Annotated in this window: 26 protein-coding genes; 22 read left to right on the top strand and 4 right to left on the bottom strand. The window is 65.6% G+C overall.

Going from position 1 to position 25,363, the window contains the following annotated elements; translation table 11 throughout:
- Positions 1–18: 18 nt before the first annotated feature.
- Positions 19–1,047, bottom strand: a complete 1,029-nt coding sequence (locus tag A8950_RS14735; protein ID WP_208109873.1) for an arginase family protein — start codon at positions 1,045–1,047, stop codon at positions 19–21.
- A gap of 96 nt (positions 1,048–1,143) precedes the next feature.
- Between A8950_RS14735 and A8950_RS14730 the strand changes: the two genes are divergently transcribed.
- Together A8950_RS14730 and purB are read left to right on the top strand one after the other, a co-directional pair.
- Positions 1,144–1,734, top strand: a complete 591-nt coding sequence (locus A8950_RS14730; RefSeq protein WP_133614447.1) for a cupin domain-containing protein — start codon at positions 1,144–1,146, stop codon at positions 1,732–1,734.
- 207 nt (positions 1,735–1,941) lie between these two features.
- Positions 1,942–3,240, top strand: a complete 1,299-nt coding sequence (gene purB / locus A8950_RS14725; RefSeq protein WP_133614446.1) for an adenylosuccinate lyase — start codon at positions 1,942–1,944, stop codon at positions 3,238–3,240.
- A 77-nt stretch (positions 3,241–3,317) separates the two neighbouring features.
- Here the strand turns inward: purB and A8950_RS14720 are convergent, their stop codons facing one another.
- A complete protein-coding gene (locus A8950_RS14720) occupies positions 3,318–3,647 on the bottom strand; it encodes a DUF1476 domain-containing protein (protein WP_133614445.1) in 330 nt (109 codons plus the stop codon).
- A 184-nt stretch (positions 3,648–3,831) separates the two neighbouring features.
- Between A8950_RS14720 and A8950_RS14715 the strand changes: the two genes are divergently transcribed.
- The 18 genes from A8950_RS14715 (at position 3,832) to A8950_RS14630 (ending at position 22,499) form a co-directional block, all read left to right on the top strand.
- Positions 3,832–4,581, top strand: a complete 750-nt coding sequence (locus A8950_RS14715) for an NRDE family protein (protein WP_133614444.1) — start codon at positions 3,832–3,834, stop codon at positions 4,579–4,581.
- 108 nt (positions 4,582–4,689) lie between these two features.
- Positions 4,690–5,694, top strand: coding sequence for a metal ABC transporter solute-binding protein, Zn/Mn family (locus A8950_RS14710; RefSeq protein WP_133614443.1), 1,005 nt, complete (start codon positions 4,690–4,692; stop codon positions 5,692–5,694).
- 41 nt (positions 5,695–5,735) lie between these two features.
- On the top strand, positions 5,736–6,026 hold the full coding sequence (locus A8950_RS14705; protein ID WP_133614442.1) for a hypothetical protein: 291 nt from the start codon (positions 5,736–5,738) through the stop codon (positions 6,024–6,026).
- A gap of 55 nt (positions 6,027–6,081) precedes the next feature.
- Positions 6,082–6,636 (top strand): DUF1007 family protein, encoded by a 555-nt coding sequence (locus A8950_RS14700; protein ID WP_166645199.1) that lies wholly within the window; start codon positions 6,082–6,084, stop codon positions 6,634–6,636.
- Positions 6,633–7,577: a nickel/cobalt transporter gene (locus A8950_RS14695; RefSeq protein ID WP_166645198.1), complete on the top strand. Its 945-nt coding sequence runs from the start codon at positions 6,633–6,635 to the stop codon at positions 7,575–7,577. The genes A8950_RS14700 and A8950_RS14695 overlap by 4 nt, the downstream gene beginning before the upstream one ends.
- Positions 7,578–7,740: 163 nt before the next feature.
- Positions 7,741–8,505 (top strand): phosphoribosylaminoimidazolesuccinocarboxamide synthase, encoded by a 765-nt coding sequence (gene purC / locus A8950_RS14690; protein ID WP_133614439.1) that lies wholly within the window; start codon positions 7,741–7,743, stop codon positions 8,503–8,505.
- Between the two features lie 114 nt (positions 8,506–8,619).
- Positions 8,620–8,862: a phosphoribosylformylglycinamidine synthase subunit PurS gene (gene purS / locus A8950_RS14685; protein WP_133614438.1), complete on the top strand. Its 243-nt coding sequence runs from the start codon at positions 8,620–8,622 to the stop codon at positions 8,860–8,862.
- A 3-nt stretch (positions 8,863–8,865) separates the two neighbouring features.
- A complete protein-coding gene (gene purQ, locus A8950_RS14680) occupies positions 8,866–9,555 on the top strand; it encodes a phosphoribosylformylglycinamidine synthase subunit PurQ (RefSeq protein ID WP_133614437.1) in 690 nt (229 codons plus the stop codon).
- Complete coding sequence (purL, locus tag A8950_RS14675; protein WP_243735659.1) at positions 9,552–11,753, top strand: phosphoribosylformylglycinamidine synthase subunit PurL; 2,202 nt, start codon at positions 9,552–9,554, stop codon at positions 11,751–11,753. Before purQ ends, purL begins: the two co-directional genes overlap by 4 nt.
- A 47-nt stretch (positions 11,754–11,800) precedes the next feature.
- A complete protein-coding gene (locus A8950_RS14670; RefSeq protein ID WP_133614436.1) occupies positions 11,801–12,034 on the top strand; it encodes a BolA family protein in 234 nt (77 codons plus the stop codon).
- Between the two features lie 129 nt (positions 12,035–12,163).
- Positions 12,164–12,505 carry a Grx4 family monothiol glutaredoxin gene (grxD, locus tag A8950_RS14665; RefSeq protein ID WP_133614435.1) on the top strand — a complete coding sequence of 114 codons (342 nt, stop codon included), beginning with the start codon at positions 12,164–12,166 and terminating at the stop codon, positions 12,503–12,505.
- Positions 12,506–12,744: 239 nt separating this feature from the next.
- Complete coding sequence (locus A8950_RS14660) at positions 12,745–13,722, top strand: ABC transporter substrate-binding protein (RefSeq protein ID WP_166645197.1); 978 nt, start codon at positions 12,745–12,747, stop codon at positions 13,720–13,722.
- 81 nt (positions 13,723–13,803) lie between these two features.
- A complete protein-coding gene (locus A8950_RS14655; RefSeq protein ID WP_133614434.1) occupies positions 13,804–14,844 on the top strand; it encodes a quaternary amine ABC transporter ATP-binding protein in 1,041 nt (346 codons plus the stop codon).
- On the top strand, positions 14,841–16,817 hold the full coding sequence (locus A8950_RS14650; RefSeq protein ID WP_133614433.1) for an ABC transporter permease: 1,977 nt from the start codon (positions 14,841–14,843) through the stop codon (positions 16,815–16,817). Before A8950_RS14655 ends, A8950_RS14650 begins: the two co-directional genes overlap by 4 nt.
- Positions 16,818–16,866: 49 nt before the next feature.
- Entirely contained in the window at positions 16,867–17,664 is a 798-nt protein-coding gene (locus tag A8950_RS14645; RefSeq protein ID WP_133614432.1) for a DeoR/GlpR family DNA-binding transcription regulator, read from the top strand.
- A gap of 37 nt (positions 17,665–17,701) precedes the next feature.
- Positions 17,702–20,134 carry a GcvT family protein gene (locus A8950_RS14640; RefSeq protein WP_133614431.1) on the top strand — a complete coding sequence of 811 codons (2,433 nt, stop codon included), beginning with the start codon at positions 17,702–17,704 and terminating at the stop codon, positions 20,132–20,134.
- A gap of 67 nt (positions 20,135–20,201) precedes the next feature.
- Complete coding sequence (locus A8950_RS14635) at positions 20,202–21,134, top strand: choline/ethanolamine kinase family protein (RefSeq protein ID WP_208109872.1); 933 nt, start codon at positions 20,202–20,204, stop codon at positions 21,132–21,134.
- A gap of 102 nt (positions 21,135–21,236) precedes the next feature.
- On the top strand, positions 21,237–22,499 hold the full coding sequence (locus tag A8950_RS14630) for a type III PLP-dependent enzyme domain-containing protein (protein WP_208109871.1): 1,263 nt from the start codon (positions 21,237–21,239) through the stop codon (positions 22,497–22,499).
- Positions 22,500–22,509: 10 nt separating this feature from the next.
- Here A8950_RS14630 and A8950_RS14625 read toward each other — a convergent pair whose 3' ends face one another.
- Positions 22,510–22,866 (bottom strand): DMT family transporter, encoded by a 357-nt coding sequence (locus tag A8950_RS14625; protein WP_166645196.1) that lies wholly within the window; start codon positions 22,864–22,866, stop codon positions 22,510–22,512.
- Between the two features lie 95 nt (positions 22,867–22,961).
- Entirely contained in the window at positions 22,962–23,462 is a 501-nt protein-coding gene (locus A8950_RS14620) for a hypothetical protein (RefSeq protein WP_133614428.1), read from the bottom strand.
- 245 nt (positions 23,463–23,707) lie between these two features.
- Here A8950_RS14620 and A8950_RS14615 point away from each other — a divergent pair, with 245 nt between their 5' ends.
- Positions 23,708–24,115: a SirB2 family protein gene (locus A8950_RS14615; protein ID WP_166645195.1), complete on the top strand. Its 408-nt coding sequence runs from the start codon at positions 23,708–23,710 to the stop codon at positions 24,113–24,115.
- Positions 24,116–24,126: 11 nt separating this feature from the next.
- Positions 24,127–25,359 carry an NnrS family protein gene (locus tag A8950_RS14610; RefSeq protein ID WP_133614426.1) on the top strand — a complete coding sequence of 411 codons (1,233 nt, stop codon included), beginning with the start codon at positions 24,127–24,129 and terminating at the stop codon, positions 25,357–25,359.
- Positions 25,360–25,363: the final 4 nt, after the last annotated feature.

The raw sequence follows: 25,363 nt of genomic DNA, 5'->3' as shown, positions 1-25,363 counted from the left end.
CCCGTCCGGGCGCAGGGCTCAATCCTTCCGGAAATGCCGGTCCGCGATCAGGCTCAGCATCTCGAACATGAGGACGACCGAATTCATCGCCGTGATATGCGTCTCGTTGTCCTTGGAGGGGATCATGCAGACGATGTCGCCGCCGATCACATTGGTGCCGCGCAGCGACTGCACCAGCTTGATCGCCTCGTATGAGCGCAGGCCGCGATAGCCTGGTTCCAGGTTGGAAACGCCCGGCGCGTCGCAGGGGTCGAGCACGTCGAGGTCGAAGGTGATATAGACTGGCATGTCGCCGACGCGGGCGCGGATCGCCTTGCCCACGTCCTCCATGCCCCGCTCGAAGATGTGCTCGGCCGGGATGATCTCGTAACCCATGTCGCTTTGCGCCGGGTCTTTCCTCGCCTTCATCGGGTTGCCGCGCATGCCCAGCTGGATCGAATGCGCCGGGTCGACGATCTCCTCATGGATGGTATAGGCCGCCCAATGCGCCGCCGAGCGCCGGCTGCCCAGCCAATGCGGCAGGTGCTCGTAATCGTCGCGATGCGCGTCGAAATGCACGAGCGCGATCTTGCTGCCGCCAGAGAGGCGGCCTTCCTTGCCGCCGAGGGCGCGGAGGATCGGCCCGGTGATGGAATGGTCGCCGCCGATCGAGACGGGCCTGGTGCCGGCGAGGTCGAGGCGCTTGTAGAATTCCTCGATATGGTCGACGCAGATGTCGTTGACCATCGCTTCGGGCAGCGGTACGTCGCCAATATCGTTGATGCGGCAGGCATCCCAGGGGCGCAGCTGGAATTTCTGATGCGCCCGGCGATACCAGCCGGACGCATTGCGGATCGCGCGCGGGGCCAGATGCTGGTCGCGTTCGGTCGAGCCGTTGCCGGATGAATGCGGCACCCCCACCAGCGCGATGTCGCAGGCGGCGGGATCCGGGTTGAAGGCGCATTTGAAAAAGGTCTGGACCCCCCACCAGTACCAGTTCTCCATCTCCTTCGCGCGTTCGGCATAGACGGCATCGGTAATCGGTTGCGCGATGGGCTTCTCGGTCATGGCTGCCTCGTTGGGATGGGGTGGCTGGCGTGATGGCTGCCCGGATGATTCCGCGAGGTTTGTTGATAGTCAACTAAGTTTGGCTATACTGAACACATGGCCAAGCCGACCGTCCCCCCGAAACTCCTCAGCGAACCGCAGCCCAAGCCGCTGATCGGTCCGCAATTGCGCGAAAGGCGACGCCAGCTCGGTCTCTCCATCGACGATCTCGCCGGCCGGGTCGGCCTCACCAAGGGGCACCTCTCCTCGATCGAGCGCGATCTGGCCTCGCCCTCGGTCGCTTCCCTGGTGGCGATCTGCAATGCCCTCGGCATGCCGGTCGGCGCCCTGTTCGAGGGCACGGAAACCGCCGTGGTGCGCCGGGCCAAGCGTCGGCGCATCGAATTCGGCGGCAAGGGGCTGCACGACTACCTGCTCTCGCCCTCGACGCGCAGCCGCATCCAGGTGGTCTGGAGCGAGATGGGGCCGGGGGGCTCCGGTGGCGACGAACTCTATGCCATCCCGGCCGAGGAGGAATTCGTCATGGTGATCGAGGGGCGCCTCGTCATGACGGTGGCCGGCCAGGAGACGCTGCTGGAGGAGGGGGATGCCATGACCTTCGACCCCCGCCGCCCCCATACCTTCAGCAATCCCTCGAAATCCGCCCGGACCGTGGCGCTTTTCGCCTTCACCCCGCCGCTATACTGAGGATTTGCGCTTCATGCCTCCTGTCATGGCCCGCTTCAGGCGGGCCATCTACGAGTTTGTCGGCAACCGATGAAAGCAACCCGTGGATCCCCTGGCCAAGCCAGGGGATGAGAAATGGGCGCTGGCAGGCTCGGATTCCCGGTTGACTTTGCCGGCCTTTGCCGCTGATTTGGCGCCGAATTTCCCGCCATTCCCCGCGAGGCCCCGATGATTCCCCGCTATTCCCGCCCCGAAATGACCCGGATCTGGGACCCCGAGAACCGCTTCCGTATCTGGTTCGAGATCGAGGCCCATGCCTGCGATGCGCTGGCGGAACTGGGCGTCATCCCGAAGGAGGCGGCGGCCGAGATCTGGGCCAAGGGCCAGTGGGAGGTGGCGCGGATCGACGAGATCGAGCGCGAGACCAAGCATGACGTCATCGCCTTCCTCACCAATCTGGCCGAATATGTCGGCCCCGCCGCGCGCTTCGTGCACCAGGGCATGACCTCGTCCGACTTGCTCGACACCTGCCTTGCGGTGCAGCTGGCCCAGGCGACCGATATCCTGCTCGACGATCTCGACCGGCTGCTGAAGGCGCTCGAGAAGCGCGCCTTCGAGCACAAGCTCACCCCCACCATGGGCCGCAGCCACGGCATCCATGCCGAGCCCACCACCTTCGGCCTCAAGCTTGCGACCCATTACGCCGCCTTCAAGCGCGACCGCGAACGCCTGGTGGCGGCCCGCGCCGACATCGCGACCTGCGCCATTTCGGGTGCCGTCGGCACCTTCGCCAATATCGACCCCCGGGTCGAGGCGCATGTGGCGGCGAAGATGGGCCTCGGCATCGAGCCCATTTCCACCCAGGTGATCCCGCGCGACCGCCACGCCATGTATTTCTCGGTCCTTGGCGTCATCGCGAGTTCCATCGAGAATCTCTCGATCGAGATCCGTCATCTGCAGCGTTCGGAAGTGCGCGAGGCCGAGGAATATTTCTCGCCGGGCCAGAAAGGCTCCAGCGCCATGCCGCACAAGCGCAACCCGGTCCTCTCCGAGAACCTGACCGGCCTGGCCCGCATCGTGCGCGCGGCGGTGACGCCGGCACTCGAGAACGTGGCCCTCTGGCACGAGCGCGACATCAGCCATTCCTCGGTCGAGCGCGTCTTCGGCCCCGATGCCACCATCGCCCTCGATTTCGCGCTCAACCGCCTGGTCGGCCTCATCGACAAGCTGATCGTTTATCCTGAGAACATGCAGGCCAATCTCGACCGCTATGGCGGCCTCGTGCATTCGCAGCGCGTGCTCCTCGCCCTCACCCAGGCGGGGTTGAGCCGCGAGGATTCCTACCAGGCGGTGCAGCGCAATGCGATGAAGGTCTGGCTGGAAGGCAAGGATTTCCTTACCGAACTCAAGGGCGATCCGCTGGTCTCGGCGAAGATCGAGGCCAGGGCGCTCGAGGAATGCTTCGACCTCGGCTACCACTACAAGCATGTCGACGACATCTTCCGCCGCGTTTTCGGCCGCGCCTGAGGCGGTGTGCAACAAAACTGAAAAGGGCGGCGATGCCGGTGCATCGCCGCCCTTTTTTCGTACGCCGTTGCGCCGGATCAGGAACCGGATTCGGTCATGACCTGCTGCTTCGCCGCGGCCATCAGTTCTTCCATGTACTTGCGCAGGCGATGCTCGCTCATGTCGACATTCTTCGCCTTGAAATCGGCCATCACTTTCTCGACGACGTCGGAATCGCCCGGCTTCTCGAAATCGGCGGCCACCACCGCTTTGGCATAAGCCTCGGCTTCGGCGCCGTCGATGCCCAGCAGCTTGGCTGCCCAAAGGCCCAGCAGCTTGTTGCGCCGGTTGTTGACCTTGAACTCAAGCTCCTTGTCATGCTTGAACTTGTTCTCGAAGGCGGCTTCGCGGTCGTTGAAACTCGTCATGCGGCTGCAATCCCTTGCTGTTCCCCGGCCCCCGGGATCGGCGCCGGCATTCGTCTGGAAAAATGGTTGGCCGGCCGCGTCCCGTCAAGTCTAATAGACCTGACGACGGGCTGGCGCGGCGGGCTTGTTTCCCGGCGCAACCTGCTCGCAGATCACGCAATTCCTCCTTCGCGACAGTCCAGACATGTGCAGCGTCATCATCCTGAACCGGCCCGGCCATGACTGGCCCATCCTGATTGCCGCCAATCGTGACGAGATGCACGACCGGCCGTGGCTGCCGCCGGCGCGGCACTGGCCTGACCGGCCGGAGATTGTCGCCGGGCAGGACCTGCTGGCCGGTGGCTCCTGGCTGGGCATCAACGATTTCGGCGTCGTCGCCGGCATTCTCAACCGCCCCAACACGCTGGGCCCACAGGCCGGCAAGCGGTCGCGCGGCGAACTGGTGCTGGATGCGCTCGACCTCGCCGACGCCGATGCAGCGATCGAGATGCTGGCGCAGCTGGATGCCGCCGCCTATCGACCGTTCAACATGTTCGTCGCCGACAATTCGGCCGCCTTCTGGTTGCGCAATGACGGCACGCAGCTTATCGCCGAAACGCTGCCCCCCGGCCTTTCCATGATCACCGCCCATGACCGCAACGATCCCGGCAGCCGCCGAATCCGCTACTATTTGCCGCAATGGCAGGCGGCAGAGGCGCCGCTGCCGGAGCGGCAGGACTGGCGGGAGTGGGAAGCCCTGCTGGGCTCCCGCCGGCACGAACCGGGCGGGGATGTGTTCGACGCCATGCACATCGTCTCCAATACCGGTTTCGGCACGATGAGTTCGTCCCTGATCGCCTTGCCTTCCGTGCAGCATTCGGAGCGGTTGCCGGTCTGGCGGTTCCTCGGCGGGCGGCCGGAGACAATCGCCTGGCAGGAGATCGACCTCGCCTGAAGGTTTCTCAGCTGTTGGGCAAAAGGCCTGATCGCGGGGCAGGTGGCTTGCACACCGCGCAACGCTGCGCTATGAGTGTTATATTATAACATTTCATTGGATGCTGCCATGCGCCTTCGCCAGTTCATCACCTTTCTCGCCTTCTCGGCCGCTGGTTTCTGCCTGCAGCCGGTTCTGGCCACCGCGCAGGAGCCGGTCAGGGTGGTCGCCACCTTCAGCATTCTGGGCGATCTGGTGCGCCAGATCGGCGGCGATGGTGTCGACCTCACCGTCCTGGTCGGGCCCGACCAGGACGCCCATGGTTTCGACCCGGGTGCCGCGGATCAGCGTGCCGTGGCCGGGGCGGAGCTTCTGATCGCCAATGGCCTTGGCTTCGAGTCCTGGCTGGAGCGACTGACGGATGCCGCCGGTTTCGAGGGGCGCATAGTGACAGCGACCGCCGGCATCGAGCCGCTGGCCTGGACCGAAGCCGGGGATGTACACGAACATGAACATGAACACGCACATGAGGGCGAAGACCACGACCACGACCACGATCACGATGCGGATCGTGCCCCGGGCGCCGGCCCTGATCACCACGATCACGGCGAATCGGATCCCCATGCCTTTCAGGACGCACGGCTGGTGCTGGGCTATATCGACAACATCGCCGCCGGCCTGGCTGAGGCGCGGCCCGGCCTGGCCGCCGGCTTTTCTGCGCGGGCGGATGCCCTGAAGGCCGAGTTCGCCGCCATCGATGCAGAACTCAAAGCGGCCTTCGGCGAGCTGCCGGCCGAGCGACGCCGCGTGCTCACCTCCCATGACGCCTTTGCCTATTTCGGCCGCGCCTACGGCCTCGACTTCGTGAGCGTGCAGGGGGCCAGCACGGAGGCCGAGCCCAGCGCCCAGGATATGAAGAAGATCGTCGAACAGGCCAAGGCCGGCCGCGTCGGCGCCGCCTTCCTTGAGAACATGACCGATCCGCGCCTCATCGAGACTCTCGCCGCCGATACCGGCATCCGGATCGGTGGCGCGCTCTATGCCGACGCCTTGTCCGGCCCGGATGGTCCCGCGCCGACGCTCCAATCCCTGTTCCGGTACAATCAGGCGACGTTGCTCGAAGCGTTGCGTTGACCTATTCTGCCGTTGAGATCGCCGGGAACGGAGAATGCCACATGCTGACAAGACGCCTTCTGCTGAAAGCCACGACCATGGCCTTGCCGTTCTCGGTCCTGGGCACGGGTACCGCGCGGGCGCTCTCCAGCGAACCCCTGTCGCTGGCGGACCGGGAGGCGATGGCGCTGTCCTGCCGCGCCACCACCTCCCATGACGAGTTGGTGACGGCGATGCGCAGCTTCCTCAATGGCGAGGTGGCGGCCGGCCATGTGCCGGCGGATTACCGGACGACCGTTTCCTGCCCCTTCTGCAGCTGCTCGCTCAGCGTGGCGCCGGACAAATCGCTCTAGTCATCACGCGAACGTGAACCGGTTTGTATTATCGGGCTTCGCCGCGCTGTTGCTCATGACGGGCGGGTCCGCCACTGCCGTGGCCCATCCCCATGTCTTCATCGACAACCGCGTCGTGCTGCATTTCGAGGGCGGAAAACTTGTCGGCTTCCGCACCGATTGGCGTTTCGACGAGATCTTTACCGAAGACATGATGCTGCACTACGACGCCGATGCGGACGGGGCTATCAGCGCGGCCGAGAGTGCCGCGATGGGCGAGGGAACCCTGCCCAATCTGGCCAGCTTTCGCTATTTCACCCATGTCTCGGTCGACGGCACCGATTACCGCGACCTGGCCCCCTCGGCCTTCGCCGCGCGGAAGCAGGAGGGGGCCCTGCATTTCGAACTGACCTTCACATTGCCGGCGCCGGTCGATCCTCGCACACAGGCGCTTCGCCTCGAAATCAGCGACCGCGAGTATTACGTCGAGGTGCTTCTGGCTGCCGACAATCCGATCGCCCTGGAAGGCGCGGGCAGCGACAGATGCGAGGCCGTCGTGCGCGACGATCCGGCCAATGCCTATTACGGCGGCTTCGTCATTCCCCAGGCCATATCGGTATCATGCCAATGAGATTCGTTGTTCTCCTGCTTCTCCTGCTGGGCGTGGGGACGATAGAGGCGCGCGCCCAGGAAGCCAGCCCGTTCGGTGGCGGCGCCGTCGCTGCGGCGCCGGAACCGGCCGCCTCCGGCGGCTTCCTGCAGCCGGTCCGGCACCAGATCTATGCCTGGCAACGCGACGTCAACCGTGCCCTCAATGCGCGCCTTGTCGCCATCAAGCGCGGCGAGGATCGGGGCGCCCTCTGGGCCGGCATCCTGTTTGCCTTTCTCTATGGCGTCTTCCATGCCCTGGGTCCGGGCCATGGCAAAAGCGTCGTCATCGGTTACTTCCTGGGCCGCGAGGCACGGCCCGTCCGCGGTGTTGCCATGGCAAGCTGGATCGCCATCAGCCATGTGGTCGGCGCCGTGGTGATCGTCGGGCTGGCGCATCTTGTCCTCTCGAGAGCTCTGGTCTCGCCCACCAGCCAGTTCTTCTGGCTGCGCGTGGTCAGCTATGGCGCGATCCTGGCGATCGGCCTCCTGATGCTGCGCGAATGGTGGCTGGGGCGGGACCATGCGGCCCATCACCATCATCACGGCCACGCCTGTAATCATGGCATCGGTGAGGCCGCCCGGGATTCCGCTGGGGGCAGGGGGCGCAGGCTGGAACAGCGCGCCCTCGCCATCGCCGCCGGCTTCGTGCCCTGTTCCGGGGCGATTCTGGTCCTGCTCTTCGCCCTCGCCAACGGCCTGATCCTCGCCGGCATCGCCATGGCCGGCGCCATCGCCTTCGGCATGGGCCTGACCCTGGCCCTCCTCGGCATCGCCAGCATTCTCCTGCGCCGCCAGGTCAGCCTGCGCCTGCCGGCCGGGGGGTATTGGGCGCGCTTTCTTGCCCTACTTGGCCCGCTTTTCGTGATTGCGGTCGGTGGCGGCCTGCTGGTCCTGGCCTTGGCCGGACCGGCTTCGGCCTAACATGCTGGAATAGAACGCATTAATTGACCTGCGGCGAGTCTGCTCAGGGGACCGGCGATCATTGTATTGCCGGTGCCATGCTGCTAGAAGAAGGCCGAATCCCGACCGCCGGCCGCCAGAGTCGATCCGGCTTCGGTCCGGGCAGCATTGGAGACCCCCTGGAATGTCGCGCCGCCGCCGCATCTACGAAGGCAAGGCCAAGGTCCTGTTCGAGGGCCCGGAGCCGGGCACGCTGGTGCAGTATTTCAAGGACGACGCCAGCGCCTTCAACAACCAGAAGAAGGGCACCATCACCGGCAAGGGGGTGCTCAACAACCGCATCTCCGAATACCTGATGCTGCGCCTGGGCGAAATCGGCATTCCGACCCATTTTGTGCGCCGCCTCAATATGCGCGAGCAATTGGTGCGCGAGGTCGAGATCATCCCGCTCGAAGTGGTGGTGCGGAACGTGGCGGCGGGCTCCCTCTCGAAGCGTCTCGGCATCCCGGAAGGGACCCAGCTGCCGCGCTCGATCATCGAGTACTATTACAAGTCGGACGAACTCGGCGACCCGATCGTCTCGGAAGAGCACATCACCGCCTTCGGCTGGGCCATGCCGCAGGACCTCGACGAGATGATCAACCTCGCCTTGCGGGTGAACGATTTCCTCACCGGCCTGATGCTGGGTGTCGGCCTGCGCCTGGTCGATTTCAAGCTGGAATTCGGCCGGCTCTACGAGAATGACGAGATGCGCATCGTTCTTGCCGACGAGATCAGCCCCGACAATTGCCGCCTCTGGGACGTCAAGACCGGCGAGAAGCTGGACAAGGACCGCTTCCGCCGCGACCTCGGCAATGTCGAGGAGGCCTATCAGGAAGTGGCGCGGCGCCTCGGCATCCTGCCGGAAGGCGGCCCCCGCGACATGAAGGGCCCGAGTACCATGCAATAGGGCCGCCAGGCCGGGAGACACAGGGCGCCGGTTGGCGCCCCATTCATTCCACCCCAAGAACCAAGTCAGTGACTAAACCAAGTCAGTGCTTACCTGTCGAACTGAGGGAACTTCATGAAGGCCCGAATCCACATCACCCTGAAGAACGGCGTGCTCGATCCCCAGGGCCGCGCCATCGCCAGCGCGCTTCACGCCCTCGGCTTCAATTCCGTCGGCGACGTGCGCCAGGGCAAGTATATCGAGGTCGATCTCGCCGAGACCGACAAGGGCAAGGCGAAGGCCGCGGTCGAGCAGATGTGCAACAGGCTGCTGGCCAATACCGTGATCGAGAACTACGCCATCGAACTGGTGGACTGAGACATGAAGTCGGCGATCGTCGTATTTCCGGGTTCCAATCGCGAAGGCGACGCCAAAGCGGCGCTGAAGCAGGCCACCGGCAAGGATCCGATCATGGTCTGGCATCGCGACACTGCGCTGCCCAAGGTCGATCTGGTGCTGGTGCCGGGCGGCTTCTCCTATGGCGACTACCTGCGCTGCGGCGCCATCGCCGCCAACTCGCCGGTGCTGCGCGAGGTGAAGGCGCGGGCCGAAGGCGGCATGGCGGTGATCGGCATCTGCAACGGCTTCCAGATCATCACCGAGGCCGGCTTGCTGCCGGGCGTGCTGTTGCGCAACGCCAACCTCAAATTCGTCTGCCGCAATGTCGGCCTGCGCGTCGAGACCTCGGGCTCGCGCTTTACCGCCGGCTACAAGAAGGGCCAGGTGCTCTCGATCCCGGTCGCCCATCACGACGGCAATTACTTCGCCGACCCCCGGACGCTGGATGAGCTCGAGGCGGAGGACCGCATCGCCTTCCGCTATTGCGGGCCGGAAGGGCGGCTTGATTCCGTCTACAACCCGAACGGATCGATCCGGCACATCGCCGGCATCCTCAACAAGAAGCGCAATGTGCTGGGACTGATGCCGCATCCCGAAAACGCGATCGAGCCGCTGCACGGCTCCACCGATGGCAAGGCCCTGTTCACGAGCATGGTGGAGGCCGTGTCGTGAGCAAGGTCCAGAAGATTACCCCCGAGATTGTCGCCGAACACGGGCTCTCCGCCGACGAGTACAAGCTGGTGCTCGAGATCATGGGCCGCGAACCCTCGATGACCGAGCTCGGCATCTTCTCGGTCATGTGGTCCGAGCACTGCTCGTACAAATCCTCGAAGGTGCACCTGAAGAAGCTGCCGACGAGCGCGCCCTGGGTGATCCAGGGACCGGGCGAGAATGCCGGCGTCATCGACATCGGCGACGGCCAGGCGGCGGTCTTCAAGATGGAAAGCCACAACCATCCCTCGTTCATCGAGCCCTATCAGGGTGCCGCGACCGGGGTGGGCGGAATCATGCGCGACGTCTTCACCATGGGTGCGCGGCCCATCGCCAACCTCAACGCACTGCGCTTCGGCGAGCCCAACGATCCGAAGACGCGCCATCTCGTTTCCGGCGTCGTCGCCGGCATCGGCGGCTATGGCAATTGCATGGGCGTGCCGACGGTGGGTGGCGAGGTCAATTTCCACGCCAGCTATAACGGCAACATCCTGGTCAATGCCATGACCGTCGGCCTCGCCGATGCCGACAAGATCTTCTATTCGGCGGCGGCGGGTGTCGGCAATCCGGTGATCTATGTCGGCGCCAAGACCGGGCGCGACGGCATTCACGGTGCCACCATGGCGTCCGCCGAATTCACCGAGGATTCCGAGGAAAAGCGCCCGACCGTCCAGGTCGGCGATCCCTTCACCGAAAAGCTGCTGCTGGAAGCCTGCCTGGAACTGATGGCGACCGATGCCATCGTCGCCATCCAGGACATGGGGGCGGCCGGCCTCACCTCGTCTTCGGTCGAGATGTCGTCCAAGGGCGGCCTCGGCATCGAGCTCGATCTCGACAAGGTGCCGGTGCGCGAGACGCACATGACCGCCTACGAGATCATGCTTTCGGAAAGCCAGGAGCGCATGCTCATGGTCTTGAAGCCCGAGGCCATGGACAAGGCCCGCGCCATCTTCGAGAAATGGGAACTGGATTTCGCCGAGATCGGCCGCTTGACCGACACCGGTCATCTGGTGCTGAAGAAGGATGGCGAAGTGGCCGCCGACATGCCGGTGGCACCCCTGGTCGAGAAGGCGCCGGTCTACGAGCGCCCCTGGGTGCCGACCCCGGCGCAGGCGGAAATCGCCGCGCGGGATGTGCCGGCGCCCAATGATCTGCTGAGTGCCTTGAAGACCATGCTGGGCTCGGCCGACCTCGCCAGCCGCCGCTGGGTCTGGGAGCAATACGACCACCTGGTCATGGGCCACACCGCCCAGCGCCCGGGCGGCGATGCCGCCGTCGTCCGCCTGCCGGACAGCGCCAAGGCGCTTGCCATGACCTCCGATTGCACGCCGCGCTATGTCTTCGCCGATCCGAAGACGGGCGGTGCCCAGGCGGTGGCCGAGACCTGGCGCAACCTGACCGCGGTGGGGGCCAGGCCGCTTGCCATCACCGACAACATGAATTTCGGCAACCCGCAGCGGCCCGAGATCATGGGCCAGTTCGCGCTCTCGATCGAGGGCATGGCCGAGGCCTGCAAGGCCCTCGACTACCCGGTCGTCTCCGGCAACGTCTCGCTCTACAACGAGACCAACGGCAAGGGCATCCTGCCCACACCCACCATCGGCGGTGTCGGCGTCATGGCCGATGTCGCGCGCATGGCGACCATCGCCTTCAAGGCGAAGGCCGAGACCGTGCTGCTGCTGGGCGAGACCCGGGGCTGGCTCGGCCAGTCGATATATCTGCGCGAGATTGCGGGCAGGGAAGCGGGGGCGCCACCTCCGGTCGACCTCGCCGCCGAGCGTCGCAACGGCGATTTCGTGCGCGGCGTGATCGAGGCCGGCGCGCTTGTCACCTGTCACGACGTGTCGGATGGCGGCCTGCTGGTGGCGGTGGCCGAGATGGCCCTGGCCGGCGGCATCGGTGCCAATCTGGTGACGCCCAAGGATGCGGCCGAGGCCCATGCCTTCTGGTTCGGTGAAGACCAGGCGCGCTATGTCATCGCCGTGCCGGGTGGAGAGGCGGCTGCCGTCATGACGCGCGCCAAGGCGGCGGGTGTGCCGGTCGCCATCCTCGGCGAAACCGGCGGCGATGCCTTGTCCCTCGACGGCCGCTCGCTGAAGCTGGCCGAGCTCAAGGGGGCGCATGAATCCTTCCTGCCGCGCCTGATGGGCGCCGCCTGACCGGCAAACTGACAAACAACCTGACCAGCTACGGGAGTCCCGACATCATGGCCATGGAAGCAAGCGAGATCGCCCGGCTGATCAAGGAAGCCCTGCCGGATGCCGAGGTGACGATCGAGGATCTGCGCGGCGACGGCGACCATTATGCCGCCCGGGTGGTCTCGGCGGCCTTCGCCGGCAAGTCGCGGGTACAGCAGCACCAGATCGTCTATGCCGCCCTCAAGGGCAAGATGGGCGACGAGTTGCACGCCCTCGCCCTGCAGACCTCGGCCCCGGCCTAACTGCCGCGGAAGTTAAGGGTATTCCGGGCTGGCGCGGCGGCGGCAGAGGCGTCAGAATGGCGGCAACATTGACTTTCCGGGACCGGCCCGCCATATCGCCGGCAAGGGCAAGAGATTGAGGAACGACACATGAGCGACAACGCAGTCTTCGACCGCATCCGTGACGAGATCGGCAACACCGATGTGGTGCTGTTCATGAAGGGCACGCCGGTCTTCCCGCAATGCGGCTTTTCCGCGGCGGTGGTGCAGGTGCTGAGCCATCTCGGCGTCAAGTTCAAGGGCGTCGACGTGCTGCAGGATCCCAGCCTGCGGCAGGGCATCAAGGAATTCGCCAGCTGGCCGACCATCCCGCAGCTCTATGTGAAGGGCGAGTTCGTCGGCGGCTGCGATATCGTCCGCGAGATGTACCAGTCCGGCGAGCTGCAGCAATTGCTGGCTGACAAGGGCGTCGCGGGCAACCAGGCCGCCTGATCCCGCAGCGGCAATTCCTGTCGGTTTTGGACCGGCCCGGCGCGACAGCGCCGGGCCGGTTTGCGTTTGCTTGGATACCCGACGCGGGAATGCCGAGACCCGACTCGATCAAATCAACAGGATTTCCACGAATCTCGCGAAATTGACTTGCGAAGCCCAAAACCCTGTGGATAGAGTTTGAAACCACAACAGAACACCCCGAGCAAACGGGGGTCACACTCATGACAGGGAGGTTAGCGATGTTGGAGATGATCCGCCGTGGAGCTGTCGCTACCACAGTGGCAATGGGTTTAAGCGCGGGCCTGCTTTCGCTGCCGGCCAGTGCGCAATCGGTGCCGGAGAGCACCGATCCCATCAAGATTGCCTTGTTCGACTGGACCAGCGTCAACATCAACGCGACCATCCTGGCGCAGATACTGAAAGCCCAGGGCTATAATGTCGAGTTGGTGACCTCCGACTATCTGTCCTCGCTGCAGACCGGCTTGCAGACGGGCGACCTCACCATCGGCATGGAGTTCTGGGACACCACGGCGGGCGAGGCGATGGCCGCGGCCGATGCCAGCGGCAAGACCGAGCGACTTGGCGCGCTGGGGCCCAAGGCCAAGGAGGAATGGTGGTATCCGCTCTATATGAAAGAGAAATGCCCGGGCCTGCCGAATTGGGAGGCCTTGAAGGATCCTGCCTGCGCCGAAGCCTTCTCGACGCCGGAGACGGCGCCCAAGGGTCGGTACGTGGGTGGCCCGGTAACCTGGGAAGGCTTTGACGACGAGCGCGTCGAGGCTCTCGGCCTGCCCTTCGAGGTGATCCATGCCGGCACCGATGCCGCCATGTTCGCCGAACTTGAATCCGCCTATCAGCGCAAGGCGCCGGTGATGCTCTGGGTCTATTCCCCGCATTGGGCGCCCGCCAAGTATGAAGGCGAGTGGGTCGAGTTCCCCGAATACTCCAAGGAATGCTACGAGGACCCCTCGGTCGGCGTGAATCCCGACATGGCCTATGATTGCGGCAAGCCCTTCGGCGAGATCTGGAAATACGCCTGGGCCGGCATGAAGGACAAGTGGCCGGTCGCCCACAAGATCGCCACCAACTACTCGATCAGCGCCGACGATCTCAATGCGCTGTCGGGCCAGGTCGACCTCGACGGCAAGTCGATCGAGGATGCGGCCGCCGGCTGGATCGAGGCGAACAAGGACAAGATCGCGTCCTGGGCGCAGTAACCAACCGTTTACGACCGAACCGCGCCGATGCTGGATGCATCGGCGCGGCGCCTTTTTCACCATGATCACGAGACCTGGAAGATGACGGACGTCGCCACGGTTAAACTCGCCTGTCGCGGCGTATGGAAAGTGTTCGGCCGCGGGGCCGAGGCCTATATGGCGGCGGGGCCCGGGCCGGAGGCGCTGACGCCCGAGGCCATGGCCGAGGCCGGGCTGATGGCCGGCGTGCGCGATGTGACGGTCGAGATCGGCGAGGGCGAGATCTTCATCGTCATGGGTCTCTCCGGTTCGGGCAAGTCGACCCTGCTGCGGTGCATGTCGCGCCTGATCGAGCCCAGCGCCGGCGAGGTGCTGTTCGAGGGCCGCGACCTGCTCAAGGCCAGCGAGGCCGAACTGATCGACATCCGCCGCCACAAGATGGGCATGGTGTTCCAGCACTTCGCCCTGCTGCCGCATTTGACCGTGCTCGAAAACGTCGCCTTCCCGCTCGCCATCCAGAAGGTGGCGAAGGCCGAACGCGAGCAGCGCGCGCGGGAAGTCATCGAACTGGTCGGCCTCGGCGGGCGCGAGAATGCCTATCCCCGCCAGCTGTCCGGCGGCCAGCAGCAGCGCGTCGGCATCGCCCGGTCGCTCGCGGTGAAGCCCGAGCTCTGGTTTCTCGACGAGCCTTTCTCCGCGCTCGATCCGCTGATCCGCGGCGAGATGCAGGACGAACTCATCCGCCTGCAGAAGGTGCTCAGGAAGACCATGATCTTCGTGACCCATGATTTCGACGAGGCGATCAAGCTCGCCGACCGCATCGCCATCATGAAGGACGGCCGCGTCATCCAGATCGGCACGCCGGAGGAACTGGTGATGAACCCGGCGACCGATTATGTCGCCGCCTTCACCCGCAACGTGCAGCGCGCCAAGGTGCTGACCGCGCGCAGCATCATGAGCCCGGTCAATGGCGTGGCCGCGATCGGCCAGGTGCGAGCCACCGACAAGATCGCCGACGTCGCCCCCATCGTCATCGGCGCCGGCAAGCCGGTGGCCGTCACCGACGACAGCGGCGCCGTCATCGGCACACTGGCGCCGCAGGCGGTGATCGACACCCTGATCGGCCGGGACGCCCGCACATGACGGCGCTGGCGCTCAGGCTGGGTGCGGTCCCGCGTGCCTATTTCTGGGCATTCTGGCTGGTCCTGGGTGTGGCCAGCCTGGTGCTGTGGTCGAACCCGGACATCGCCAAATGGCTGGTCAAGTATCCGCGCAGCATGTTCGTGCCGCTGATCGCCTGGATCAACGATTTCAAGACCGCCACCATCGACTACGTCACGCCGTTCACCCGTGCCATCGCCGCGCTGATCGAGTTGCCCTTCGACCTGCTGCAGGCGCTGCTGGCCAAGGGGTTCATCACGGCCGGCCAGGACGTGATTTTCCCGCGCCTCTCCTGGCTCGGTGTCATCGGCGCCATGACCATTGCCGGCTATGCCCTGGGCGGTGTACGCGTCGCGGTCGTCAGCTTCCTTTGCTTCGCCTATCTCGCCGTGATCGGCAAATGGGACAGCGCCATGCTGACCCTCGCTTCGGTGGCGCTCTGTGTGCCCATTGGCATTGTCTGCGGGCTTGTCTTCGGCATCCTCTGCTTCCGCTTCACTTGGCTCTACGACTGGGTGATCCGGCCGTCCCTCGACATCGCCCAGACCATGCCGGCCTTCGCCTATCTGGTGCCGGTGCTGCTGCTGTTCGGCTCCGGCCCGGTCCCGGCCATGGTGGCAACCGTCATCTTTGCAACACCGCCCATGGTGCGGGCGACCAAGCTGGCGCTCGAACAGGTGCCGGAAGAGATCACCAGCATGGCCGACATGTTCGGCTGCACCAGGCGCCAGCGCCTGTGGCGGGTGATGCTGCCGACCGCCAAGCCGCTGCTGCTGGTCGGCATCAACCAGGTCATCATGATGTCGCTGAATATGGTCATCATCGCCTCGATGATCGGCGCCGGCGGCCTCGGCTTCGACGTGCTGGTGGCGCTGCGCCGGCTCGACATCGGTCCCGCGATGGAGGCGGGTTTTGCCATTGTCGTCATCGCCATCGCGCTTGACCGCATGAGCCTCGCCGCCGCCCATCAGGACGGCCGCTGGCAGGCGCCGCCGCAGGGCAGCTTCATGCAGCGCCATCCCTTCGTGGTCATGGCCGCCGCCTGGCTGGCGCTCACCACCTTCGGCGGCATGGCGTTTGACGGTCTTGCGGCTGTGCCCGAGGCGCTCACCTTCTCGACCAAGACCATGCTGGACGAGGTGGTCGCCTGGATCAACGTCACCTTCTTCGACCAGATCGAGGCGGTGAAGGTCTGGCTGCTGGTCAATCTGCTCAATCCCTACAAGGCCTTCCTGCTGGACCTGCCCTGGATCTCCGTGGTGGCCGCCACCGGCCTGCTCGGCTATCAGCTGGGCGGCTGGCGCCTCGCCGTCCTGGTGGCGCCGCTCATTCTCTTTCCGGTCCTGGTGGGGCTGTGGGAAAAGACCATGATCGCGGTCTATCTCTGCTCCATCTCGGTCTTCTTCGCGGCCCTCATCGGCATTCCGGTCGGCGCCTGGGCCTCGACCCGGGAATGGCGCAACCGGGTGGTCACCATCGTCATCGACACGCTGCAGACTATCCCGATCTTCGTCTTCATCATCCCGGCCGTCATGCTGTTCGGCATCGGTGATGTCAGCGCCATGATCGCCATCGTGCTGTTCGCGGTGACGACGGCGATCCGTTACACCAATCACGGTCTGCGTCAGGTGCCGCCGCACCTCATCGAGGCGGCGCGGGCGGTGGGCTGCACCCAGCGCCAGATCTTCTGGCGCGTGAAATTGCCGCTGGCCATGCCGGAGATCATGCTGGGCATCAACCAGACCCTGCTGATGGGCCTCGCCATGCTGATCATCACGGCGATGATCGGCACCCGCGATCTCGGCCAGGAAGTCTTCATCGGTCTTGCCAAGGCCGATATCGGGCGCGGCCTTGTGGCCGGCCTTTGCGTGGCGTTCCTGGGTATCGTGGCGGACCGGCTGATCGTGGCGGGTGCCGCGCGCCTGCGCCGCCGCCTCGGCCTGCCGGATGAATGACGAACATCTCTGATCACAGGCTGCCGCCCCGTGGCGGCGGGACACGAACATGAGCAAGGAAATTGGCACATTGTCCGACCTCCGGCTGAATGCGCGCCAAGCGCGCATTCTCGAGGTCCTGCGCCGCGAGCATGTGCTGGCGGTGACACATCTTGCCGAAATCCTCGAGGTCTCGGGCGAGACCATCCGCCGCGATCTCAGGCTGCTGGGTGCCAAGGGCCTGGTCGAGAAAAGCCACGGCAATGTCCGCTGGCGCGACCGCTCCGAGGACCAGCCGTTGCAGCGCCGCATGCTCGACAACATGGCCTCCAAGAAGGCCATCGCCGCCGCCATCGCCGACGAAATCAGCGACGGCGAATCGATCTTCATCGATACCGGATCGACCAACATCTATGTGGCGCAGGCGCTCAAGGGGCGGCGCCACCTGACCGTGGTCACCAATTCGGCGCCGATTGCCCAGCATCTGCTGACCGGCGAGGGCAGCAAGGTCTATCTCGCCGGCGGCGAACTGCGTGCCGATGACAGTGCCGCCTTCGGCCCGGCGGCCATCGCCTTCCTGCAGCAATTCATGGTCAAGACGGCGATCATCAGCGCCTCCGGCCTCGATGCCAATCTCGGCGTCATGGACAATCACCTGTGCGAGGCCGAGGTGTCGCGTTCGGTGCTGGGCCATTGCGAACGGGTGATCGTCGGCGTCGACCATACCAAGTTCGAGCGCCGCTGCCTCGTTTCCGCGGTGGAACTCGGCGATATCGATCTGCTGGTCACCGACACGCAGCCCGGCGGCGATCTGGCCGCGGCACTCGAGGCGGCGGACGTGCAGGTTCTACTGGCAGAGCCGCACTGACCGACCAGGCAACCCACGCCAGCACAGCAAGGACATCATGAGCGACAACCAGGCCGGCCGGCTTCACGCCGAAATCCTCATCATCGGCGCGGGCATCATCGGCTGCTCCATCGCCTATCACCTGACCCGGATGGGCCGCAAGGACGTCGCCATCCTGGAAAAAAGCGGCATCACCCATGGCGCCACCTGGCATGCGGCCGGCCTGGTCGGCCAGCTCCGCTCCTCGCGCAACGTGACCCGCATGCTGCGCCACTCGGTCGAACTCTATGACCGGCTCGAGGCCGAGACCGGCATGGCGATCGACTGGAAAAAATACGGCAGCCTGCGCCTCGCCTGTTCGCCGGAACGCGAGATGGAGAACAAGCGCTCCCTCACCATGGCGAAAAGCTTCGGCCTCGAGATGAGCGAATTGTCGCCGAAGGAGGCGCAGGAGCTCTTCCCGATCATGTCGACCGAGGATGTGCGCTCGGCCGTCTATATTCCCTCCGACGGCTATATCGACCCGGCCGGCGTCTGCCAGGCCCTCGCCAAGGGGGCGAAGGACCAGGGGGCGCGCATCGTCACCGGCGCACGGGTGAATGCGATCCGGGTCGAGAACAGCCGCGTCGTCTCGGTCGAGACGGAAGAGGGGACCTGGACCTGCGACATCCTGGTCAATTGCGCGGGCATGTGGGGCAACGAGGTGGGCAAGCTGATGGGGACCCGCATCCCCAGTTTTGCAGTCGAGCACCAATATCTCATCACCGATCCCATCCCCGACGTGCCGAAGCGCATGCCGACCATGCGCGATCCCGACCACCTGGTCTATTACAAGCCGGAGGTGCGCGGCCTCGTCATCGGTGGCTACGAGCCCGACACGCTGCCCTTCGCGCCCGGGGGAATCCCGCGCCATTTTGCCCAGGAATTGCTGCCCGGCAATTTCGAGCGTTTCGAGCTGCTGGCAAAGCTGGGGGGCAAGCGCACGCCGGTCATCAACACGGTCGGCGTGCGCCAACTCATCAACGGCCCCATCCCTTATTCGGCCGATTCCGATTTCGTCATGGGCAAGGTGCCCGAGCTCGACAATGTCTTCGTCTCGGCGGGCTTTCTCTATGGCATCGCGGCCGGTGGCGGCGCCGGGCGCATGATGGCGGAATGGATCATCGACGGCGCGCCCAGTCTCAACCTCTGGCCGCTTGACGTGCGCCGATTCAACTTTCACCACTGCACCCGCCATTTCATGTATCCGCGCGCGGTGGAACTTTACGGCCATCACTACAAGCTGCACCGGCCGGGCGACGAGCACGAGACGATGCGTGGGCTGCGCCGCTCGCCGCTCCATGAAACACTGAAGGCGCGTGGCGCCGTGTTCGGCTCGCGCGGCGGGTGGGAGAGGCCCAACTGGTTCGCGCCCGAGGGCGTCGAGCCCCGGGACGAACCCGCCTTCGACCGGGCGAAGACCAACTGGTTCCCCCATGTCGCTGCCGAACACCGGGCGGTGCGCACGGGCGTCGCCCTCATCGACCAGACCTCCTTCGCCAAGTTCGAGATCATCGGCCCCGGTGCCGAATCTGCCCTGCAGCGGCTTACCGTCTCCGACATGGCAAAGCCGGTCGGCAGCACCATCTATACCCAGCTCTGCAACGAGAAGGGCGGCATCGAATGCGACCTCACCTTCTCGCGGCTCGGCCCGGACCGCTACTATTTCGTGACCGGCAGCGCCTTTGGCCTGCATGACCGGCAATGGATCGAAAGCCATCTGCCGCAGGACGGCTCGGCACGGATCATCGATATGACCTCGGCGCGCGCCGTCATCAATCTGTGCGGCCCCCATGCTCGCGCCGTGCTGGAACGGGTGGCGGAAGAGGATGTCTCCAACGCCGCCTTTCCCTTCGCCACCTGCCGCCAGATCACGGTGGGGGCGGCACCGGTGCTTGCCATCCGCATCGGCTATGTCGGCGAGCTCGGCTGGGAGTTGCACATCCCCACCGAATATGCCGCCCATGTCCATGACGTGCTGCGCGAAGCCGGCGCCGAATTCGGCATCCGCGATATCGGCTATCGCGCCATCGATTCGCTGCGCATGGAAAAGAACTATCTCTACTGGTCCAGCGACATCACCCCGGACTACACCCCTTATGAGGCCGGGCTTGGCTTCCGCGTCAACCTGAGGAAGGGCGACTTCATCGGCCGCGACGCGCTCGTGCGGCAGAAGGAAGCGGGCATCCGCCAGAAGCTCTGTACCTTCACCACCGAGAAGCCACTCGCCCTCTATGGCGGCGAGGCGGTGCTCCACGACGGCAAGGTGGTGGGGGTGACCAGCAGCGGCAATTTCGGCCACACCATCGGCAAATCGGTCGCCTATGCCTATCTGCCGGTCGATCTGGCGGGCGGCCAGGGCTTTACGATTGAGGCCTTCACCGAACAATCGCCGGCCACGCGCCATGACGGCGCGCTCTACGATCCGGCCAATGGAAAATTGAAAGCGTGAGGAGAGAGTGGATTGCCGGGTCTTCGCTCGGGCATCCACGCGTCGAACAAGCGAGGGGGCAGGCGACATGACCGATGCGGCAGACCGGCAGGCGATGGAACAGGCGATGCGGCGGATTCCGCTGCTGGCCGGGCTCGGAATCGACGACGTGACGACCGAGCGCCTCGGTGGCCTCACCAACCGCAACTTCCTGCTGGGGACGCCGCAGGGCAAGTTCGTGCTGCGCATTCCGGGCGAGGGTACGGGCGAATACATCTCGCGGGTGAACGAGGCCCATGCCGCCCGCACCACGTCAGAGATCGGCGTCAATGCGCCCTTGCATTTCTTCGACGAGGCGGATGGCGTGCAGCTGGCCGGCTATATCGAGGGCGCGGCGACGCTGAATGCCGAGCGCTTCCGCGATCTTGGCGCCGTGCGCCGCTCGGCCGAAAGTCTGCGCCGGGTGCATGACAGCGGCAAATCCTTTCGCAACCGCTTCGAGCTCTTTCAGATGATCGACGACTATCTCGACATCCTGGCGAAGAAGGACGCGCCGCTGCCCGACGGCTATCACGAGGTGAAGCGCGAGGCGGAGGCGGTCCGGGCGGCCCTCGCCCGGCGGCCCTTGCCGGTGGTCCCCTGCCATTGCGATCCCCTGGCCGAGAATTTCCTCGACACGGGCGAGAAGGTCTATGTCATCGACTGGGAATATGCCGGCAACAACGATCCGATGTGGGATCTGGGCGATGTCTCGGTCGAGGCCGGCTTCGGCCCCGACCAGGATGCGGCGCTGATGGAGGCCTATTTCGGTGGCCGCGTGCCGCCGGGCGAGGCCGGGCGCATGGTGCTCTACAAGGCGATGTGCGATCTCCTCTGGACGCTCTGGGGCATCATCCAGCATGTGAACGAGAATCCGGCCGACGATTTCTGGGCCTATGCGGTGAACCGCTTCGAGCGCTGCAAGAAGCTGATGGGCTCGCCTGCCTTCGCCCGCGCGCTGCAGGCGACCATCGACGGCTGAGGGTGCCATACCCGCCTTGCAGGGCAGGGGTTACGCCAACAGGGTTGCCTTTGCCGGGGCTTTCTGGTCCCTATGGCGCCGGTTCGACTGGAGAGGTTTCCCATGGATGACAGCGTTTCGCCGCGCAAGGCCGCCCTCGCGGCAGCAAGCCATCGCGCTGGCCTGCTGGCCGAGGAGGCGCCGCTGATCGGCATTATCGACATGGACGCGCTGCGCGGCACCATCGACGATCTCCGCTCCAGTTTTCCGAATTTCTTCCGCCACGCCTTCGCCGCCAAGGCCAACACCATGCCGGCGATCCTCAAATTCGTGCGCGATGCCGGCATGTCCTGCGAGGTGGCGAGCCCCGGCGAGTTCGAGGCGGCCCAGGCCGCCGGATTCGCGGGCGAGGAGATCGTCTTCGATTCCCCCGCCAAGACCCGCTGGGAGATCGACGCGGCGCTGAAGAGCGGCGCCACCCTCAACATCGACAATTGGCAGGAACTCGCCCGCGTCGACGACTGGCTGGCCAAGGGCAAGTCGAGCTCCATCATCGGCATCCGCGTCAACCCGCAGGTCGGCATCGGCGCCATAGCGGCGATGAGCACCGCGACGCGCACCTCCAAATTCGGCATCGGCCTCGAGGACGGCGACAACCGCGCCCGCATCCTCGCCGCCTATGAAGCGCGCCCCTGGCTGACCGCTCTCCATTGCCATGTCGGCTCGCAGGGCTGCCCGCTGGAACTGATCGCCGCCGGCATCGCCAAGACCTATGCGCTGGCGGTCGACATCAACGCCTCGCTCGGCCGCAAGCAGATCGCGACCCTCGACATCGGCGGCGGCCTGCCGGTCAATTTCGAGAGCGACCGTGTCCTGCCCAGCTTCCGGGATTACGTCGCCAGTTTGAAGGCGGGCGTGCCGGGCCTCTTTTCCGGCGAGTTCAAGGTGGTCACCGAATTCGGCCGCTCGGTCCTGGCCAAGGCCGGCATCATCCTGGCGCGGGTCGAATACACCAAGGAGACCGGCGGCCATCCCATCGCCATCACCCATGCCGGCGCCCAGGTGGCGACGCGCACCGTCTTCATGCCCGATCTCTGGAAGATCCGGGTGAGCGCGCTTGACCCGCAATTGCGTCCGAAGACGGGCGAGCGGATCGAACAGGATGTGGCCGGCCCCTGCTGCTTTGCCGGCGACGTGGTCGCCCATGCCCGGCCGCTGCCGCGCCTCGACCCCGGCGATTTCGTCATGCTGCACGATACCGGCGCCTATTATTTCTCGACGCCCTTCGTCTACAACAGCCTGCCGGCGATCCCGGTCTATGGCGCCAGCGGCGCCGGCGACGCCTTGAAGCTCACGGAATTGCAGCGCGGCCACGCCCTCGTCTAGGCGGCGCGCCCTAGCGCGTCACCACGACGAGGCCGGCGACGATGAGGGCGACGCCGATCACATGCCGCCAGCCCAGCGTCTCGCCGAAGAGGGCCATGGCGCCCAGCGGCACCAGCACGAAACAGAGGGCGTTGAACAGCACCGCGGTCGAGACCGGCACGCGCTGCAGGATCACGACATAGAGGAAGGTGGCGCCGACATAGAGGAAGAAGGCGATCCAGAGCCACAGGTTGAACACCACCTGGCGTAGATCGGCGATGCTGGCCAGCGTCCCGGTGCTGAGCGCCGCCTTCTTGAACAGCAGCTGGCCGGCCGACAGGATCAGCGCATAGAGGAAGAGGGCGCCCCACATCTCCTTGGCAATCATCGCGACCGAATCCCTCAGGCTGGTTGGCGGGACCTGATCCTGACGGATGGCCCCGCCCATCACAAGCCCACCTGGTCCGGTACCTGCTGCGCTGCCTAGAGCGGCTGGCTGGTGACCGTCGGCGTGAGGATGGCGGGCGGTGCCGGCTGGGGCGGTGCTGCCGGATTGGCGGCCGGCGGCGGCAATTGCGCGGTCACCGGTGCGCAGGCGCGCAAGGCCGCCTCCACCCGGTGCCAGTTGTCGCGCATCATGTCGGGATAGACGCCGCTCACCTGGTGCGTCGGCCAATAGAGATCGCCGTTGTAATACTTCACCAGCGACTTGCCGTTGGGATGCGGCTCCACGGTGACGAAGGCGATGAGGCCGCCGCGCGGCGCATAGAGGCTGATCTCCGCCTTCGGTCCGAATTGCTGCAGGTCGGGATAGGTGCCGGGAAACTGCACCGCCAGCTGCTCGTTGAGGCAGCCGGACATGACCATCGGCGGCTGGTCGATCCGGGCCGTGATGTCCGGCTTGCTCAGCAATTCGGTGGAGGTGCAGCCGGCGAGCCACAGGCTTGCCAGCAGGCAGGCGGCGAGGGGGTGGGGGTGGCGCATCGTCAGCCTCGGCTTGGGTCAGGTTCCTGCCTTCGGACAAGCATGGATCATGCCACCATCCGCCAGACCCGGCCCGGCGCCAACAGCTTGATCCGGCGTCGGTTTGTGCGGGGTCGGTTCACCCTTTCCGGGGCGCCCGGCAAGTCCGAGCCCGGCGTTTTTGCCGCAGCGGCGCCTTCTTGCCGGGTGCGTCTTAAAAGGTATATTTTAAATGTATGTTTAACCAGGCGAACCGGATTCGCCCGATGACCCTCGATAGTCTCTATCCGGCGCTGCGCTTCGCCCATGTCACGGCGGTGGCGTTGAGCGGCTTCCTCTTCCTGCTGCGCGGCCTCGCGCGCGAGGCGGGTGCTCCTTGGGCGATGGCGCTGCCGCTCCGCCTCACCACCTATGCCATCGACACGGTCCTGCTCGCCTCGGCCCTGCTGCTGATGGTGGCGACCGCGCAATATCCCGCGAGCGATGCCTGGCTTTCCGTCAAGCTGCTGCTGGTGCTGCTCTATATCGTGCTCGGCAGCTTCGCGCTGAAGCGCGCGCGGGGAATTGCCGCGCGCCGCCTCTGCTTCCTGGCGGCACTTCTCGTTTTCGCTTTTGTCGTCGGCATTGCGCGATCGCGCGATCCGCTCGGCCTGCTCGCCTTCATCCGGTCATAGGAGGACACGCCATGTCCCGCCCCGCATCCGATTCCGAGCGCTTTCCCGTGCTCAGCTACGGCTTCCGGCCGTTCTTCTTTCTGGCCGCCGCCTGGAGTGTCATCGCCCTCGGCCTGTGGCTGGCCGCCTTGTCCATCGGCGTGGCGCTCCCCAGCCATTTCGATCCGCTTGCCTGGCATGTGCATGAAATGCTGTTCGGCTTCGTCATGGCGGCGGTGGCCGGCTTCCTGTTGACCGCCATTCCCAACTGGACCGGCCGCCTGCCGGTCAAGGGTGGGCCGCTCGCCATCCTGGTGCTGCTCTGGCTGGCCGGCCGCCTCGTCTCGCTGCTGGGTGCCGGCTGGCCGCCGCTGCTGGTCGTCGCCGTCGATCTTGCGCTGCCGGCTGCCCTCGTTTTCGTCGGCGCGCGCGAGATCGTCGCCGGGCGCAACTGGCGCAACCTCGTCATGCTGCTGCCGATCAGTGTGCTTGGCCTCGCCAATCTGCTGATGCATCTGGAAGCCCTCGGCTTCTCCATTCCACCGGGCCTCGGCTGGCGCCTCGGCCTCGCCGCGATCCTCGTCCTCATCGCCGTGGTGGGCGGGCGCATCATCCCCAGCTTCACCCGCAACTGGCTGGTGAAGCGCAAGGCCACCCATCTGCCGGCGCCCTTCGGCTGGGTCGACCGCGTCGCCCTCCTGACGCTGGTCCTGGCCCTGCTCGGCTGGAGCCTGCTGCCGGATCAGGCGCTGGTCGGCCTGCTGTTGCTGGCGGTCGGCCTGCTGCACGGCCTGCGCCTCGCGCGCTGGTGCGGCGCCGCCACGGTTTCCGATCCGCTGCTCGTCGTCCTCCATTTCGGCTATGCCTGGCTGGTCCTCGGCCTCACCCTGCTGGGGGCGGCCACCGTGGCACCCGATCTCGTCCCGCAGAGTGCCGCCATCCACGCGCTCACCGCCGGTGCCGCCGCCGTCATGATCCTCGCCGTGATGACCCGGGCGACGCGCGGCCATACCGGGCGCGATCTTGTCGCCGACCGCCGCACCGCCATGCTCTATCTCGCCATCAACCTGGCGGCGCTGACCCGCGTCGTCGCGGCGCTGGTGCCCGACTGGTCGATGCCGCTCTGGTCGCTGGCGGCGCTGCTCTGGGTGGCGGCCTTCGGGCTCTTCCTGCTGGCCTATGGCGGCATGCTGCTGGGGCCGCGCTACCAGCCGCGCCCGGAATCGGCGCGCGACCTCACCCAGGTGACCGAGCCGGCGCGCTAAGCAA

Origin of the sequence: Dongia mobilis (genome assembly GCF_004363235.1) — a bacterium.
Taxonomy (GTDB): domain Bacteria; phylum Pseudomonadota; class Alphaproteobacteria; order Dongiales; family Dongiaceae; genus Dongia; species Dongia mobilis.
The sequence above is the reverse complement of the archived record's forward strand: the minus strand, read 5'-3'. Positions and strand labels throughout refer to the sequence as shown.

Bases quoted from the DNA above. Each gene is read 5' to 3' on its own strand.
- A8950_RS14735 (WP_208109873.1), bottom strand. From the start codon at position 1,047: ATGACCGAGAAGCCCATCGCGCAACCGATTACCGATGCCGTCTATGCC.
- A8950_RS14730 (WP_133614447.1), top strand. From the start codon at position 1,144: ATGGCCAAGCCGACCGTCCCCCCGAAACTCCTCAGCGAACCGCAGCCC.
- purB (WP_133614446.1), top strand. From the start codon at position 1,942: ATGATTCCCCGCTATTCCCGCCCCGAAATGACCCGGATCTGGGACCCC.
- A8950_RS14720 (WP_133614445.1), bottom strand. From the start codon at position 3,647: ATGACGAGTTTCAACGACCGCGAAGCCGCCTTCGAGAACAAGTTCAAG.
- A8950_RS14715 (WP_133614444.1), top strand. From the start codon at position 3,832: ATGTGCAGCGTCATCATCCTGAACCGGCCCGGCCATGACTGGCCCATC.
- A8950_RS14710 (WP_133614443.1), top strand. From the start codon at position 4,690: ATGCGCCTTCGCCAGTTCATCACCTTTCTCGCCTTCTCGGCCGCTGGT.
- A8950_RS14705 (WP_133614442.1), top strand. From the start codon at position 5,736: ATGCTGACAAGACGCCTTCTGCTGAAAGCCACGACCATGGCCTTGCCG.
- A8950_RS14700 (WP_166645199.1), top strand. From the start codon at position 6,082: ATGACGGGCGGGTCCGCCACTGCCGTGGCCCATCCCCATGTCTTCATC.
- A8950_RS14695 (WP_166645198.1), top strand. From the start codon at position 6,633: ATGAGATTCGTTGTTCTCCTGCTTCTCCTGCTGGGCGTGGGGACGATA.
- purC (WP_133614439.1), top strand. From the start codon at position 7,741: ATGTCGCGCCGCCGCCGCATCTACGAAGGCAAGGCCAAGGTCCTGTTC.
- purS (WP_133614438.1), top strand. From the start codon at position 8,620: ATGAAGGCCCGAATCCACATCACCCTGAAGAACGGCGTGCTCGATCCC.
- purQ (WP_133614437.1), top strand. From the start codon at position 8,866: ATGAAGTCGGCGATCGTCGTATTTCCGGGTTCCAATCGCGAAGGCGAC.
- A8950_RS14670 (WP_133614436.1), top strand. From the start codon at position 11,801: ATGGCCATGGAAGCAAGCGAGATCGCCCGGCTGATCAAGGAAGCCCTG.
- grxD (WP_133614435.1), top strand. From the start codon at position 12,164: ATGAGCGACAACGCAGTCTTCGACCGCATCCGTGACGAGATCGGCAAC.
- A8950_RS14660 (WP_166645197.1), top strand. From the start codon at position 12,745: ATGTTGGAGATGATCCGCCGTGGAGCTGTCGCTACCACAGTGGCAATG.
- A8950_RS14655 (WP_133614434.1), top strand. From the start codon at position 13,804: ATGACGGACGTCGCCACGGTTAAACTCGCCTGTCGCGGCGTATGGAAA.
- A8950_RS14650 (WP_133614433.1), top strand. From the start codon at position 14,841: ATGACGGCGCTGGCGCTCAGGCTGGGTGCGGTCCCGCGTGCCTATTTC.
- A8950_RS14645 (WP_133614432.1), top strand. From the start codon at position 16,867: ATGAGCAAGGAAATTGGCACATTGTCCGACCTCCGGCTGAATGCGCGC.
- A8950_RS14640 (WP_133614431.1), top strand. From the start codon at position 17,702: ATGAGCGACAACCAGGCCGGCCGGCTTCACGCCGAAATCCTCATCATC.
- A8950_RS14635 (WP_208109872.1), top strand. From the start codon at position 20,202: ATGACCGATGCGGCAGACCGGCAGGCGATGGAACAGGCGATGCGGCGG.
- A8950_RS14630 (WP_208109871.1), top strand. From the start codon at position 21,237: ATGGATGACAGCGTTTCGCCGCGCAAGGCCGCCCTCGCGGCAGCAAGC.
- A8950_RS14625 (WP_166645196.1), bottom strand. From the start codon at position 22,866: ATGATTGCCAAGGAGATGTGGGGCGCCCTCTTCCTCTATGCGCTGATC.
- A8950_RS14620 (WP_133614428.1), bottom strand. From the start codon at position 23,462: ATGCGCCACCCCCACCCCCTCGCCGCCTGCCTGCTGGCAAGCCTGTGG.
- A8950_RS14615 (WP_166645195.1), top strand. From the start codon at position 23,708: ATGACCCTCGATAGTCTCTATCCGGCGCTGCGCTTCGCCCATGTCACG.
- A8950_RS14610 (WP_133614426.1), top strand. From the start codon at position 24,127: ATGTCCCGCCCCGCATCCGATTCCGAGCGCTTTCCCGTGCTCAGCTAC.